The sequence below is a fragment of the Arthrobacter sp. MDT1-48-3 genome (assembly GCF_054511015.1).
Map to the genome: position 1 here is coordinate 60,729 of NZ_JBTNDL010000005.1, position 15,624 is coordinate 76,352.

At 70.0% G+C, this 15,624-nt stretch carries 12 protein-coding genes; 7 read left to right on the forward strand and 5 right to left on the reverse strand.

The window, feature by feature from the left end:
• Positions 1–33: 33 nt before the first annotated feature.
• From ACX80L_RS12300 to ACX80L_RS12330, 7 genes are all read left to right on the forward strand, one after another.
• Complete coding sequence (locus tag ACX80L_RS12300) at positions 34–1,398, forward strand: DUF6421 family protein (RefSeq protein ID WP_459289979.1); 1,365 nt, start codon at positions 34–36, stop codon at positions 1,396–1,398.
• On the forward strand, positions 1,395–2,114 hold the full coding sequence (locus tag ACX80L_RS12305) for an SDR family NAD(P)-dependent oxidoreductase (RefSeq protein ID WP_459289981.1): 720 nt from the start codon (positions 1,395–1,397) through the stop codon (positions 2,112–2,114). Before ACX80L_RS12300 ends, ACX80L_RS12305 begins: the two co-directional genes overlap by 4 nt.
• Positions 2,115–2,121: 7 nt before the next feature.
• Entirely contained in the window at positions 2,122–3,192 is a 1,071-nt protein-coding gene (locus tag ACX80L_RS12310; RefSeq protein ID WP_133080616.1) for a threonine aldolase family protein, read from the forward strand.
• 107 nt (positions 3,193–3,299) lie between these two features.
• Positions 3,300–3,926: a DUF3000 domain-containing protein gene (locus ACX80L_RS12315; RefSeq protein ID WP_133081008.1), complete on the forward strand. Its 627-nt coding sequence runs from the start codon at positions 3,300–3,302 to the stop codon at positions 3,924–3,926.
• 83 nt (positions 3,927–4,009) lie between these two features.
• Entirely contained in the window at positions 4,010–5,299 is a 1,290-nt protein-coding gene (locus tag ACX80L_RS12320; protein ID WP_133080617.1) for an HRDC domain-containing protein, read from the forward strand.
• A 49-nt stretch (positions 5,300–5,348) separates the two neighbouring features.
• Positions 5,349–6,635 carry a thiolase family protein gene (locus ACX80L_RS12325; RefSeq protein ID WP_459289983.1) on the forward strand — a complete coding sequence of 429 codons (1,287 nt, stop codon included), beginning with the start codon at positions 5,349–5,351 and terminating at the stop codon, positions 6,633–6,635.
• A complete protein-coding gene (locus ACX80L_RS12330) occupies positions 6,632–8,758 on the forward strand; it encodes a 3-hydroxyacyl-CoA dehydrogenase NAD-binding domain-containing protein (RefSeq protein ID WP_459289985.1) in 2,127 nt (708 codons plus the stop codon). The genes ACX80L_RS12325 and ACX80L_RS12330 overlap by 4 nt, the downstream gene beginning before the upstream one ends.
• Before the next feature lie 107 nt (positions 8,759–8,865).
• On the opposite strand, the gene ACX80L_RS12335 is transcribed toward ACX80L_RS12330, so the two are convergent.
• From ACX80L_RS12335 to ileS, 5 genes are all read right to left on the reverse strand, one after another.
• Entirely contained in the window at positions 8,866–9,831 is a 966-nt protein-coding gene (locus tag ACX80L_RS12335) for an aldo/keto reductase (RefSeq protein WP_459289987.1), read from the reverse strand.
• A gap of 62 nt (positions 9,832–9,893) precedes the next feature.
• Positions 9,894–10,310: a nucleoside-diphosphate kinase gene (gene ndk / locus ACX80L_RS12340; protein ID WP_133080621.1), complete on the reverse strand. Its 417-nt coding sequence runs from the start codon at positions 10,308–10,310 to the stop codon at positions 9,894–9,896.
• Positions 10,311–10,400: 90 nt separating this feature from the next.
• Complete coding sequence (locus ACX80L_RS12345) at positions 10,401–10,832, reverse strand: DUF4233 domain-containing protein (protein WP_133080622.1); 432 nt, start codon at positions 10,830–10,832, stop codon at positions 10,401–10,403.
• A 7-nt stretch (positions 10,833–10,839) separates the two neighbouring features.
• Positions 10,840–12,225 (reverse strand): bifunctional folylpolyglutamate synthase/dihydrofolate synthase, encoded by a 1,386-nt coding sequence (locus ACX80L_RS12350; protein WP_459289990.1) that lies wholly within the window; start codon positions 12,223–12,225, stop codon positions 10,840–10,842.
• On the reverse strand, positions 12,218–15,514 hold the full coding sequence (gene ileS / locus ACX80L_RS12355; RefSeq protein WP_459289992.1) for an isoleucine--tRNA ligase: 3,297 nt from the start codon (positions 15,512–15,514) through the stop codon (positions 12,218–12,220). Before ileS ends, ACX80L_RS12350 begins: the two co-directional genes overlap by 8 nt.
• Positions 15,515–15,624 lie beyond the last annotated feature (110 nt).

Consider the following 15,624-nt stretch of genomic DNA (forward strand, 5'->3'; position numbering starts at 1 on the left):
ATCCGACATCCACGACCAGAGAAAGCAGGAGCCATGACCGTCACCCCCCTCGCGCCCGTCGACACCACGCCCCAGGAGCAGCCCGCCTGGCTCTCCCTCAAGGCAGCAGCCCAGGAGCTGCGCCTGTTGCAGGTCAAGGACGGTTCCATCCCGGAGCCGGAGCACCACGCTCCGGCCGCCGAGCTCACGGCCGCCATCACGGCCGCGATCACGGAGCTCGCTCCCCTGTTCCCCCACGACGCCGAGTACCTCCGGCGCACCGTCACGGCATTCGACGCCTGGCGATCGAGCGGATTCGCCGTTCCCGACTTCCTCGAGCCGCTGCTCGCCTTCCAGCCCCAGCAGGACCGCACGGACGGCCTCCAGCACCTCGTGGTGTTCCCCATGTACACCCAGAACGGCAGCACCAGCCGGCTCGTCGAGGCGGTGCTGATCGAGGTCCTCTGGCCCGAATTCATCGCCGAGCTCGAAGCGGGCGCATACTCGAACGGCCTGTTCGTGCCCATCCGATTCCTCGACTTCACCGAGGGCTACAACACGAACTCCGCCGTCCTGTTCCCCGAGACCGTCGCGGTGAGCGAGACCCCGACCTTCACCTGGGGAGCCATCTTCGCCGACCGCGAGGCCGCCCGGTTCCGCCGCGTGGTCCGGGCAGCCGCCGACATCACGCGCCTGGAACTGCCGCAGGACGCCCTGGAACTCCTCGACGACCAGAAACTCACCGAGGAGACCTTCGTGATGTGGGACCTCATCCACGACCGCACGCACATGCGCGGCGACCTCCCCTTCGACCCCTTCATGATCAAGCAGCGCATGCCCTTCTTCCTGTACTCGCTCGAGGAACTGCGCTGCGACCTCACCGCCTTCCGTGAATCCGTGACGATCGAGAAGGACGAGGACGCGTCACCCGAGGCGCGGAAGCACGCGAAGCTCGTGCAGTACGCGGTCATCTTCGACCGCATCTTCCGCTTCAGCATCACCGGCAGCCGCGTGCGCAACTACGACGGCCTCGGCGGACAGCTCCTGTTCGCGTGGATGCACCAGCACCGCGTCCTGCACTGGACCGACACCGAGCTCACCATCGACTGGGACGAGGCGGCGGACGTCGTCGTCGCCCTCGGCGAGCAGATCGAGCAGCTGTACTGGCGCTCGATCGACCGGCCGAAGATCGCGCACTGGCTGGCCGCCTACGACCTGGTATCCGCCACGGTCACGCCGCACCCCGCATCGGTCTGGGCCAAGGGTCCCGACGCGCTCGAGCTCCTCGGCCCCCCGCGTGGCCTGACCGACGCCGTGCTCGACGACGAGTTCCCGCTCTCGATGTTCTTCGAGGCCCTCGACCGCAAGATGAAGCCGGTCATCGAGTCCACCGCGGGCATCACGGCGGACGCGGCATGAGCGAGAGCACCGGCGGCCGGACCGCCGTCGTCGCCGGTGCCACCAGCGCATCCGGCAGGGCCCTCACGCGACGGCTCCTCGCGGACGGACTGACGGTGGTCGCCGTCGGCTCGGACGCCGGGCGGCTCGCCGAGGCCTTCGCGACGCTCGAGGGCGTGGACCGCCAGGAGTGCGACCTCACGGACGAGGCGGCGGTGCGGGTCCTCGCCGACCGCGTACGCGCCGACCACGGCGGCGCAGACGCCCTGTTCCACCTCGTCGGCGGCTGGCGGGGCGGCAAGGGGATCACCGCCCAGTCCACGGCGGACTACGACGCCCTGCACTGCTCGGTGTTCGTCACCCTCTTCAACACCAGCAGGGCCTTCTACGACCAGTTGGCCGAGCGGAGCGGACGCCTCGCGGCGGTGTCCGCCACCGCCGTCGCCGCCCCGACGGCCGGCAACGCCTCCTACGCCGCGGTCAAGGCCTCCGTCGACGCCTGGCTCCAGGCCGTCGCCGACGGCTTCGCCAGGGACGGCAGCGCGGCGGCATCGACCGCCGTCGTGGTCAAGGCGCTGGTCGACGACACCCTGCGGCAGCAGCACCCCGACCGGAAGTTCCCGGGCTACACGCACGTCGACGATCTCGCCGGCATCCTGGCGTCGCTGCTCGGGGCGCCTCCGGCGGACGTCAACGGGGCCCGCATCGACGCGGTGCGCGACGCGCATCGGGGATAATGGAACCGTGACCGACACCCTGACAACAGCCCCGTCCCTGCACGACCGCACCCAGCGGAGCTTCGCCTCCGACAACTACTCGGGCGTGCATCCGGAAGTCCTCACCGCGCTCGCCGCAGCGAACGAGGGCCACCAGGTCGCCTACGGCGAGGACCAGTACACCGCACGCCTGCAGGAGGTGATGGAGCACCACTTCGGCGAGGGCATCTCCATCTACCCCGTCTTCAACGGCACGGGCGCCAACGTGCTCTCGCTGCAGTCGATCCTGCCGCGCTGGGGCGCCGTCGTCTGCCCGCGGACGGCCCACATCAACGTGGACGAGAACGCGGCTCCGGAGCGGGTGGGCGGCATCAAGCTGCTGACGGTCCCGACGCCGGACGGCAAGCTGACTCCCGAGCTGATCGACCGTGAGGCGTGGGGCTGGGGGGACCAGCACCGCGCGCAGCCCCTGGCGGTCTCGATCACCCAGACCACCGAGCTCGGCACGCTGTACTCCGTCGCGGAGATCAAGGCGATCGCGGACCACTGCCACGCCCGTGGCATGCGGGTCCACATGGACGGTGCCCGGCTCGCCAACGCCGCGGCCGCCCTCGGCCAGCCACTGCGCGCCTTCACGCGCGACGCCGGCGTGGACATCCTGTCCTTCGGCGGCACCAAGAACGGCCTGATGTTCGGTGAGTGCATCGTCGTCCTGAACCCGGAGGCGTCCACGGGCCTGGAGTACCTGCGCAAGCTCAACATGCAGCTGGCGTCGAAGATGCGCTTCGTCTCGGCGCAGCTCATCGCCCTGCTGGAGGGCGACCTGTGGCTCCGCTCGGCGGGGCATGCCAACGCGATGGCCGCACGCCTGACCGAGGGCGTCCGCGGCATCAAGGGCGTGACGCTCACGCAGGAGACCACGGCCAACGCGGTCTTCGCCATCCTGCCTCCAGGCTCGGCCGACCGCATCCGCGAGAGCTTCCGCTTCTACGACTGGGACCAGGCCACCGGGGAGGTCCGCTGGATGTGCTCGTTCGACACCACCGAGGAGGACGTCGACTCCTTCATCGAGGCGATCCGTCGGGAAGTCTCCGCCTGACGCGGGCGGTGCGTCCCGGGCCGGATGCGCCCGCCCGCACACCCGTTGCGACGGCGCGCCGCCGCAGCAGCCACCCCCGCAGGGCATAACCTGCGGGGGTGAGTGCAATCGGCGGTATAACGCAACTACCTGCGGAATTCCTGGACGCCCTCGCCGGCCTGCGGCAAGCAGCCCGTCGCAGCGAGATCCGGCTCGAGGAGATTCCGGCGCCGTCGCGCCTGGCCCCCTTCGCGGTGGCACTCGGGGCCGAGGTCTTCGAGGCCACGCCCGTCCTGCCGCCACCGCTCCACGGCCCGGCCCGCACCCTCCTGCTCCCGCCCGAGCCCGAGGAGCTGGCGACCGGACGGTTCATCCTCCTGTACGATCCCGACGGCTCCGAGGTCTGGAACGGCCGCTTCCGGATCGTCACCTACATCCGGGCACAGCTCGAACCGGACATGGGCAACGACGCGCTCCTCGGCTCGGTCGCCTGGACCTGGCTGGTAGAAGCACTGGGCAATCACGGGGCACGCCACCACAGCACCGGGGGGACGGCCACGAGGATCCTCTCGGAGAGCTACGGGACGCTCGAGGACCGGCCCGACACCATCGACATCGAACTCCGCGCGTCCTGGACACCGGAGACCTCTGACGTGCGGAGGCACCTCGAGGCGTGGTCGGAGATGGTCTGCACCTTCGCCGGGCTGCCGCCGCTGCCCGACGGCGTCGCGCACCTTCCGCACCGCAGGTCCTGACTCCGCGCTGCACCGTCCGGTCCCGGGAGCAGCACCGGGTGCTTTCCGGGCGCACACGCCCGCGGGGATAGACTGAAATCACCATGAGTTCCCATACCTCCGAACACACGGACAGCACCGACGCGTCCGATCCCGGCATACCCGCCGCACTCCCCCTGCTGACCGAACCGCGCGAAGGCGTCCCCCTCGTGATCGACACGCCCGCCGGGCTCGAGCGGGCGGCAGCGGCCCTCGCGGCCGGGACGGGACCCGCGGCTGTCGACGCCGAGCGCGCCTCCGGCTTCCGCTACGGACAGCGCGCCTTCCTCGTCCAGATCCGCCGGGAGGGTGCCGGGACGTGGCTGATCGACCCCGAGCCCTTCGACGACCTCCAGATCATCGACGACGCCCTCGACGGCGTCGAGTGGATCCTGCATGCCGCGAGCCAGGACCTCCCCTGCCTCGCCGAGCTCGGGATGTGGCCGGACAGGCTCTTCGACACGGAGTTGGCGGCGCGCCTCGCCGGACTCCCCCGGGTCGGCCTCGCCGCCGTCATCGAGTCGCAGCTCGGCTTCAGCCTGGCGAAGGAGCACTCGGCGGCGGACTGGTCCAAGCGGCCGCTGCCCGAGCCGTGGCTCCGCTACGCCGCGCTCGACGTCGAGGTCCTGGCGGAACTGCGGGACAAGCTCGCCGGCCTGCTGGAGGAGGGCGGAAAGCTAGGCATCGCCGAGGAGGAGTTCGAGCACATCCGCCGCACCCCGCCCGCCGAACCGCGCGTGGATCCGTGGCGCCGCACCTCGGGCCTGCACCAGTTGCGCGACCGCCGCCAGCTCGCCGCCGTCCGCCAGATGTGGCTGGAGCGCGAGGACCTCGCACAGCGTCGCGACGTGGCACCCGGCCGCCTCATCCCCGATTCGGCGATCGTCGCGGCCGCGCGCGCGATGCCGGCCACCGTCCCGCAGCTGCTGGCCACGAAGGGGTTCCACGGCCGGGCAGCGCAGAAGGAGGCGCCCCGGTGGCTGAGATGCATCAGCGACGCGAGGAAGCTCACCGACCTCCCACCCCTGCACGTGCCGACCAACGCGCCGCCCCCGCCCCGCATCTGGCCCGAGAAGGATCCCGAGGCCGCGGCCCGCTTGCAGACCGCGCGCCCGCGCGTCGCGCAGTGTGCGGAGAAGCTGGACATGCCGGTGGAGAACCTGCTCACGCCTGACTACCTGCGCCGCATCGCCTGGCGTCCGCCGGCCGAGATCTCGCTCGAGTCCGTCTCGGCGGCACTCGCCGACCTGGGGGCGCGCCCCTGGCAGATCGAGCAGGTGGCGGCGATCATCACCGTCGCATTCCTGGACCCCGATCCCCTGCCTGCGAAGGTGCGGGAGACGCCCGAAGGCTGAATCCCGGGCCGGCTCCTGTCGCTTGCACGCTATGTTACTCACCAGTAACATGATCGCTGACCTACATCTCGAAGAGGAGCAACAGGTGAGCCTAGATACCGGGACGGTGCCCGCACGCAGCGCGTCACGAGCCGTCCGCGACGTCGTCTTCGTCGACGGAGTACGCACCCCCTTCGGCAGGGCCGGCGAGAAGGGCATCTACGCCGGCATGCGCGCGGACGACCTCGTGGTGAAGTGCATCCGCGACCTGCTGCGCCGGAACCCGACCCTGCCGCCCGAGCGGATCGACGACGTCGCCATCGCCGCCACCACCCAGACCGGGGACCAGGGCCTCACCATCGGCCGCACCGCTGCCCTCCTGGCCGGGCTCCCCCGCACGGTCCCAGGATTCGCCATCGACCGGATGTGCGCCGGCGCCATGACGGCTGTGACCACCACCGCCTCGGGGATCGCCTTCGGCGCATACGACGTCGTCATCGCAGGCGGTGTCGAGCACATGGGCAACCACCCCATGGGAGCGGATGCCGATCCCAACCCGCGCTTCGTCTCCGAGCGCATCGTCGATCCGGCGGCACTGAACATGGGCAACACGGCGGAGAACCTGCACGACCGCTTCCCGTCGATCACCAGGGACCGGGCGGACGCCTATGCGGTCCGCAGCCAGCAGAAGCTGGCGCAGGCCTACGAGGCAGGGCGGATCCAGCCCGATCTGGTACCCGTGGCCGGCAGGAAGCCCGGTTCCGGCTGGACCCTGAACACCGTCGACGAGCCGCCCCGCCCGGGGACCACAACCGAGGACCTCGCAGCGCTCCGGACACCCTTCCGTGCGCACGGCCGCGTCACCGCCGGGAATGCTGCCGGACTGAACGACGGCGCCACGGCAGCCCTGCTCGCCTCCGCCGACGCAGCAGCCGACTTCGGTCTGCCCGTCCGCATGCGCCTGGTCGCCTACGCCTTCGCCGGTGTAGAACCGGAGGTGATGGGCATCGGGCCCGTCCCGGCCACGGAGAAGGCACTCCGGCAGGCAGGCCTGGAGATCGGCGACATCGGGCTGTTCGAGATCAACGAGGCCTTCGCGGTGCAGGTGCTGAGCTTCCTCGACCACTTCGGCATCGACGACGAGGACCCCCGCGTGAACCGTTACGGCGGCGCGATCGCCGTGGGACACCCGCTGGCCAGCTCCGGCGTGCGGCTCATGAACCAGCTCGCCCGCCAGTTCGAGGAGGACCCGGGCGTGCGCTACGGCATGACGACGATGTGCATCGGCCTCGGCATGGGCGCGACGGTCATCTGGGAGAACCCCCACCACGAGCACTACGGACAGGACGCAGCATGAGCTTCGAACGCTACGACGAACTGGCCGGCCTCGTCCCGGCCGAGATCGTCACCCACTCCTACGTGCAGGACATCACACTGCCCGAGGGCGCGGGCGTCCTCGCGCTCATCACGCTGGACAACGACCTCGACTCCACGAAACCCACCACGCTGGGCCCCACCACGCTCATCGAATTCGGCCGCACCCTCGAGGAGCTGAAGGAACGCGCGGCGCGCGGCGAGATCTCCGCCGTCGCCGTGACGGGCAAGCCCTACTTCCTCGTGGCCGGCGCCGACCTCAGCACCGTCAAGAGCGTGAAGTCCGAGCACCTCGGCCGGCTCATGGCCGAACTGGGACACGAGGCGTACGACCTCCTCGCCGACCTGGGCGTGCCGAGCTTCGCCTTCATCAACGGTGTCGCTCTGGGTGGCGGCCTCGAGATCGCCCTCGCCGCGAACTACCGCACGGTGTCCTCCGGGGCCAACGGCATCGGCCTGCCCGAGGCCTTCATCGGACTCGTGCCCGGCTGGGGTGGCGTCTACCGCCTGCCGCGGCTGATCGGCCCCGCCCATGCCGTCAAGGTGATGATCGAGAACCCGCTGAGCAACAACCGCAGCCTCGACGGCAGGGCCGCCTACGGGCTCGGCATCGCCGACGCCCTCTTCGAACCCGCCGACTACCTCGAGCAGTCCCTGCTGTGGGCGGCGCAGGTGCTCCGGGGCGGCGCAGCCGCAGCTGCCGTCGAGGAGCGGCGCGCCGCGCTCGCGCAGTACGACGACGCCGCCTGGACCGCAGCGGTCGCCGCAGGCAGGGCCTTCGTCGAGGCGAAGACCGGCAACGCCGCTCCCGCGCCCTCGCGCGTGCTGGATCTGCTCGAGTCCGGCCTCACCTGGTCGAGGCAGGAGTCGGCGGCGGCGGAGTGCACCGCACTGGCGGAACTGATGCAGACGCCCGAGTTCCATGCAACGGTCTACGCCTTCCTCGACCTCGTGCAGAAGCGCGGCAAGCGCCCGGCAGGAGCTCCCGACCGGAAGCTCGCGCGCCCGGTCTCGAAGGTCGGCGTCGTCGGCGCGGGTCTCATGGCCGGCCAGCTCGCGCTCCTGTTCGCCCGCCGGCTCAAGGTTCCGGTGGTCCTCACGGACATCGACCAGGACCGCGTGGACAAGGGCGTGGCGTACGTGCACGCGGAGATCGAGAAGCTGCTCGGGAAGAAGCGCCTGTCCCAGGACGCCGCCAACCGGACGAGGTCACTGGTGACCGGCTCGGTCTCCAAGGACGTCTTCTCCGACGCCGATTTCGTGATCGAGGCCGTGTTCGAGGAGATGTCCGTCAAGAAGCAGGTCTTCGCGGAGGTCGAGGCCGTCGTCTCCCCCGAGTGCATCCTCGCGACCAACACCTCCTCGCTGTCCGTGGCGGAGATGGCCGCGGACCTCGTCCATCCGGAGCGGGTGGTCGGCTTCCACTTCTTCAATCCCGTCGCCGCGATGCCGCTGCTCGAGGTCGTGCGCGCGCCCTCGACGGACGACGCCGTGCTGGCGACGGCGTTCGTGCTGGCGAAGGGCCTGAAGAAGAACGCGGTCCTCGTGCAGGACGCCCCCGCCTTCGTGGTGAACCGCATCCTCGGACGCATGTTCGGCGAGATCACCGCCGTCTTCGACGAGGGCACGGACGCCGCGACGGCCGACGATGCACTGCGTCCGATGGGTCTGCCCATGACGCCTTTCCGGCTGCTCGCCCTCGTGGGGCTGCCCGTCGGCCAGCACGTCCAGGAGTCGCTGCACGAGGCTTTCGGGGAGCGCTTCCACGTCTCGGCGAACCAGCGGACACTCATCGACGCCGGGATCAAGGGGTTGTGGGTGAAGCAGGAGGACGGCACCGAGACCGTTCCCGACCAGACCCTGGCGCTGATGGAGCGCGGAACCAGCGCATCGTCCGCGGAGGACGTGCTGCGCCGTACGCAGGATGCGCTGGCCGACGAGATCGGGCGGATGCTCGACGAAGGCGTGGTCGCCGCGCCGGAGGACATCGATCTGTGCATGATCCTGGGCGCCGGCTGGCCGCTGCACCTCGGCGGCATCACGCCCTACCTCGATCGCGTCGGAGCATCCGAGCGCGTCATCGGGAAGACGTTCCACCGGGCCTGAACCGTACGCGCGGACAGGCAGAACGACGATGGACCCCCGGCACGAGCCGGGGGTCCATCGGCGTCCGGTGCGGCGACCACGCGGCCCGGCACGGGACTGTCGCCGGGTCAGGCCGCCGGGCGGGGAAAGATGCCGTCCAGTCCGGCCAGATCCTCGTCCGACGGCGTCCAGTCCGCTGCGGCGGCATTCTGGCGCACCTGCTCGGGAGATGTGGCACCGGCGATCACCGAGCCGACGGACGGCTGGGCGGCGAGCCACGAGAACGCCACCTGGACCTCGCTGAGTCCACGTTCGGCCGCGAAGGCCGAGAACGCCTCGAGCTGGTCCCAGTCCGCCGTCTCCCGCACGTTCTTCCGGGAGTGCGTGAGCCGGCTCCCGGCGGGGACCTCGTCGCGGCGGTACTTGCCCGTCAGCAGACCGTTCGCCAGGGGGAAGTAGGGCAGCACACCGATCCCGTACGCCTCGACGGCCGGGACGACCTCCCGCTCCAGGCGGCGGTCCAGCAGGTTGTAGGGGTTCTGCGCGGAGATGAACGGCGTGTACCCACCGCTGCGTGCGGTGAACTCGGCCTCGGCGATCTGCCAGCCGGCGAAGTTGGAGTGTCCGAGGTACCGCACCTTGCCGCTCGTCACGAGGTCGTCGAGGGCTGCGAGGGTCTCCTCGATCGGCGTCGCGGCATCGGGGGCGTGGTACTGGTAGAGGTCGATCCACTCGGTGCCGAGGCGGCGCAGCGACGCCTCGACGGCCCGGATGATGTAGCGCCGCGATCCGCGCGCCCCCCAGTCGGGTCCGTTGACCCCGTTCATGTCCAGTCCGAACTTCGTGGCGAGGACGACGTCATCGCGACGGCTGCCGAGCGCCTTGCCCAGCTGCATCTCGCTGACGCCGGGCGCCTTCCCGTACATGTCGGCCACGTCGAAGAGCGTGATGCCGGCGTCGATCGCGGCATGCACGACGGCGTCGGTGCCCTCCTGCGATTCGGAGGTGGTGCCGGCCCTGCCGAGGTTGTTGCAGCCTAGCCCGACGGTGGAAACGCTGAGTCCGGAGGAACCCAGTCTGCGGTAGGTCATCATGGCCCTAACCTATCAACACAGTTGCCCCGGGCACATGACCCGGGGCAACCGATGACGCGGTATCAGGCGAACCAGATGCCGATCTCGCGCTCCGCCGACTCCGCCGAGTCGGAGCCGTGCACGAGGTTCTGCTGCACCTTGACGCCCCAGTCGCGGCCGAGGTCGCCCCGGATGGTCCCGGGCGCCGCTGCCGTCGGCTCGGTGGTTCCCGCGAGCGAACGGAACCCCTCGATGACGCGCTGGCCCTCGAAGACCGCGGCGACGATCGGACCGCTGAGCATGAACTCGACGAGCGGCTCGAAGAACGGCTTGCCCACGTGCTCCGCGTAGTGCTCCTCCAGGAGTTCGCGGGTGGCACGGACCTGCTTCAGCTCCGCGATGGTGTAGCCCTTCGCCTCGATGCGGGACAGGATGGTACCGGTCAGGCCTCGGGACACGCCGTCGGGCTTGACGAGGACAAGGGTGCGCTCAACGCTCATGGGAACTCCTGGGGTGGGCGCCGTCCGGGACGGCGCGGTGTCGGGTCGGGGAGGTGGTGGTATCAGGACCGACTCTACTAAAGCGGGCGGCTATTCCGGATTCGCCTTCTCCCACTCGGCCTGCAGCCGGTCCCGCTCCACGTTCTCGCGGTCCACGCGCATCCCCTGCCGGATGCCGTAGAGCCAGGTCAGCGCGAACGCGACGCCCACCACGAACATGGCCGGTTCGAGGATGCCGCCCGCGATGATCACCAGCTGCAGGATCCAGCCGAGGCCGATCCCCCACCGCTTGGTCAGCACGGCGCACGTCAGCACGAGGACGACGCTGAGGAGCAGGCCCGAGGTCAGGATGACGGCGGGCGGGATCTCGTCGCGTCGCAGTCCGAAGACCGCGAGCGTCGCGAAGAAGACGACGAACGCCTCGAGCAGCAGGACCGTGGAGGCGAAGAGGATCTTCGTGGACCTCCGCTTCTTCGGCATGCCGGGCCGCCACTCGCGCTGTGCCCTGGTTCTGCGTGCCATGGCCTACCTACTTCCCCAGGAGCGTGCGGGCCTCGCCGACCACGGTGATGGAGCCGGTCACGAGGATGCCACCGGCGAGGTCGTTGTTCTCCTCGGCCTTCATGACGGCCCATTCGAGGGCGTCGTCGAGACCGGGGGCGATGTTGATGTTCTCCTCGGCGAAGCCGGCCGCGAGGGCGGCCTGCAGGAGGTCCGCGGCGGGGATCGAGCGGGGCGAGGTGGACTGCGTGAGGCAGACGTCCTCGAGGATGCCGCCGAGCTCCTCGTGGAGTTCGGCGAGGATGCCTGCGGCGTCCTTGTCCTCGAGGATGCCGATGACCAGCACGAGCCGGGAGAAGTCGAACGCCTCGCTGATGCCCTTCGCGGCGGCGCGGGCGCCGGCCGGGTTGTGGGCGGCGTCCACGATGATGCTCGGCGCGGTCCGGACGACCTCGAGGCGGCCGGGCGAGGTGACGGCGCGCAGCCCGTTGCGGATCAGCTCGGTCTCGAGCCGGCGCTCACCGCCGCCGAGGAATGCTTCCACCGCGGCGACCGCGACGGCCGCGTTCTCCGCCTGGTGCTCGCCGTGGAGGGGTACCAGCAGGTCGCCGTAGCGTCCGGCGAGTCCGGTGAGGGACACCACCTGCCCGCCGACGGCGACGGTGCGCGACTCGACACCGAACTCGACGCCTTCGAACCGGAACTCCGCACCCACCTCCCGGGCGCGCTCCAGGAGCACCTGCGCGGCATCCCGCGGCTGGATCGCGCTGACGAGGAAGGAGCCGGGCTTGATGATGCCGGCCTTCTCCAGGGCGATGTCCTCGACGGTGTCGCCGAGGAGGTCGGTGTGGTCGAGCGAGATGGGGGTGACGACCGCCACCTGTCCGTCGCCGACGTTCGTGGCGTCGGTGATGCCGCCGAGTCCCACCTCGATCACGCCGACGTCGATCGGCTCGTCCGCGAAGATCGCGAACGCGAGGATCGTGACGCACTCGAAGTAGGTGAGGCGGGGTTCGCCGGCGACCAGGAGCTCGCCGTCGATGATGTCGAGGTAGGGCTTGATCTCGTCCCAGACGCGCACGAACGTGTCGTCGTCCACGGGCTCACCGTCGATGCTGATGCGCTCCGTGACACGCGAGAGGTGCGGGCTGGTGAAGCGGCCCGTCCGCAGGTCGTGTGCCAGCAGGATGCTCTCGATCATGCGGGCCGTCGACGTCTTGCCGTTGGTGCCGGTGATGTGGATGATCGGGAAGGCCCGGTTCGGCTCCCCCAGGATCTCCATGGCCCGGTGCAGGGGGGCCATGCGCGGCTCCATCCTGTTCTCCGGCGCGCGGCCCAGGAGTTCCGCGTACACACTCTCCACCGAGAAGGCGTCCAGTCCTGGGCCGCCCCCGGTGCCGTTGGTGTCATCCATGCTGCTGTTCCCGCTTTCCGACGGTGATGCTGAAATCGCTGCCGGCGTCCTCGGCAGCGGTGATGCGGAGCTCCACCGTGAGGGTCTCCGCCCGGATCAGGTCGGCGTTCGCCTCGAGTGCCCCGACCTGCCCGGGCGCGACACCGATGGTGGTGGTGATGCGGTCGCTGATGTCGAGGTCGGCGTCGCGCCGTGCCTGCTGGATGGCGCGGATCGCGTCGCGCGCCGTGCCCTCCGCCGCCAGCTCCTCCGTGACCTCGGTGTCGAGGACGAGGAATCCACCGCCGGGCAGGACCGTCACGGCTTTCGACGCGGCGTCGTTGCCTTCCACCACGGTGTCGAGCGTGTACTCGTGCGGCTCCAGTCCGAGGCCACCGGCGGTGACGCCGCCGTCCTCGTCCACAGACCAGTCGCCGGACTTCGACGCCTTGATGACGCTCTGCACGTTCCTGCCGAGGCGCGGGCCGGCGGCGCGGGCGTTGACCACGAGGCGCTGGGTGATCCCGAACTCGGCCGGTTCGGCATCGGCCGAGTCGACCAGGCGGACGCCCTTCAGGTTCAGTTCGTCCGCGATGATCGCGGAGTATTGGCCCGAGAGGTCCGCTGCGCCGGGCGCGACGACGGTCAGCTCCCGCAGCGGCAGGCGCACCCGCAGGTTCGCGGCCTTGCGGAGGCTGGAGCCCACGGAGCACACCTGGCGCGTGCGGTCCATCTGCTCGACGAGGTCCGGGGCGGCGGGGAACGCGGCGGCCTCGGGCCAGTCCGTGAGGTGCACGGACCGACCGCCGGTGAGCCCTCGCCAGATCTCCTCCGTCACGAGGGGAAGCAGGGGCGCCGCGACGCGGCACACGGCCTCGAGGCACGTGTAGAGCACGTCGAAGGCGTCCGTGTCCTCGTCGAAGAACCGCTGGCGGCTCCGGCGGACGTACCAGTTGGTGAGCGTGTCCAGGTAGCGGCGCAGGGACTCGCAGGCGTCGCTGATCGTGAAGGCGTCGAGTGACTCGGTGATGTCGCGCACGAGGTTGCCGGTGTTCGCGAGGATGTAGCGGTCGATCGGCTCACCCAGCCGTGCCGCGGCCTCGGGTGTCACGGTCTTCGCCTCGTAGCCCGCGCCGCCGGCGGCCGCGTTGATGTACAGGCTGAAGAAGTGCCAGACGTTCCACAGCGGCAGGATGACCTGCCGGACGCCGTCGCGGATGCCCTGCTCGGTGACCACGAGGTTGCCGCCGCGGAGGATCGGCGAGGCCATGAGGAACCAGCGCATGGCGTCCGAGCCGTCGCGGTCGAACACCTCGGAGACGTCTGGGTAGTTGCGCAGGCTCTTGGACATCTTCTGCCCGTCCGAGCCGAGCACGATCCCGTGGCTGATGACATTGCGGAACGCCGGACGGTCGAACAGAGCCGTGGACAGGATGTGCAGCATGTAGAACCAGCCGCGCGTCTGCCCGATGTACTCGACGATGAAGTCCGCGGGGTTGTGCGTGTCGAACCACTGCTCGTTCTCGAACGGGTAGTGCACCTGGCCGTAGGGCATGGATCCGGAGTCGAACCAGACGTCGAGGACGTCCTCGACGCGGCGCATCGTGGACCGGCCGGTCGGGTCGTCCGGATTGGGCCGGGTGAGTTCGTCGATGAACGGACGGTGGAGGTCCACCTCGCCCTGCTTGTTCAGCGGGAGCCTGCCGAAGTCGGCCTGCAGCTCGGCGAGCGAGCCGTACACGTCGGTGCGCGGGTACTCGGGGTCGTCCGACTCCCAGACCGGGATGGGGCTGCCCCAGAAGCGGTTGCGGCTGATGGACCAGTCGCGGGCGTTGGCGAGCCACTTGCCGAACTGGCCGTCCTTGACGTTGCCGGGGATCCAGGTGATGTCCTGGTTGAGCTCCACCATGCGGTCGCGGATCTTCGTCACCTCGACGTACCACGAGGACACGGCGCGGTAGATGAGCGGGTTGCGGCACCGCCAGCAGTGCGGGTAGCTGTGCACGTAGCTGGCCTGCCGCACGAGGCGTCCCTCGGACTTCAGCACGCGGGTGATGTGCCGGTTCGCCTCGAAGACCTGCAGCCCGACGATCTCCGCGAGCGGGCCCCTGCCGAACATCGGCAGGAACTTCGCGCCCTCGTCGACAGAGAGGATCACCTGGATGCCGGCGTCCTCGCAGACCTTCTGGTCCTCCTCGCCGTAGGCGGGTGCCTGGTGCACGAGGCCGGTGCCGTCCGTCGTGGTGACGTAGTCCGCCACGAGGATGCGGAAGGCGTTGCGGTAGCCGCCCTCCTCGGGGTCGGCGAGGTAGTCCCACAGCGGCTCGTAGGTGAGCCCTTCCAGCTCGGTCCCGCGGTGGCGGGACATGACGGCCTCGCGTGCGGCGGCGGCGTCGGCGAAGCCGAGGTCCTTGGCGTAGTTGCCCAGCAGGTCCTCCGCCAGCAGGTAGCGGCCGGCCTGGCCGTCGCGCTCCCCGGTGACGACGACGTAGGAGATGTCGGGCCCGACGGCGAGTGCGGCGTTGGTGGGCAGCGTCCACGGCGTCGTGGTCCAGGCGAGGGCCTGCACGCCCGCGAGGTCCTTCGACAGGGCCGTTGCGCCGGCGAGGATCGGGAACGTGACCGTGACGGTCTGGTCCTGCCGGTCCTGGTACACGTCCTCGTCCATCCGGAGTTCGTGGTTGGACAGGGGCGTCTCGTCGTTCCAGCAGTACGGCAGAACCCGGTACCCGCTGTAGGTCAGGCCCTTCTCGTGCAGCGTCTTGAACGCCCAGAGGACGGACTCCATGTACTCCGGGTTGAGGGTCTTGTAGTCGTTGTCGAAGTCCACCCAGCGGGCCTGGCGGGTCACGTAGTCGCGCCACTCCCCCGCGTACTTCATGACGGAGGCCCTGGCGGCGTCGTTGAAGTTGTCGATACCCATGGCGAGGATCTGCTGCTTGTCCGTCATCCCGAGCTGCTTCATGGCCTCGAGCTCGGCGGGCAGGCCGTGCGTGTCCCAGCCGAAGCGCCGTTCCACGCGGTGGCCGCGCTGCGTCTGGTACCGGCCCACGAGGTCCTTCGCGTAGCCGGTGAGGAGGTGTCCGTAGTGCGGGAGGCCGTTGGCGAAGGGCGGGCCGTCGTAGAACACGAATTCGTTGGAACCGTCGACGCCGGGATCCCGGGCGTCGATCGACGCCTGGAAGGTGCCGTCCTCCTGCCAGTAGCGGAGCACGCGTTCCTCGAGTTCGGGGAAGCGCGGGGAGGCGCTGGTTCCGGAGGAGGCACCGCTGTCGTCGGGCGACACGGCTTTGGGGTAGATCTGCGGCATGGTTCTCATCCTGTGTGCGGCGGCGTCGGGGAGTGCAGGAATCCTGCCGTGAGGACGGTTCCCCTTCCGCCCACCGCCGGTTGCCTGACCGGCCGCGGGGGTCCAGGACC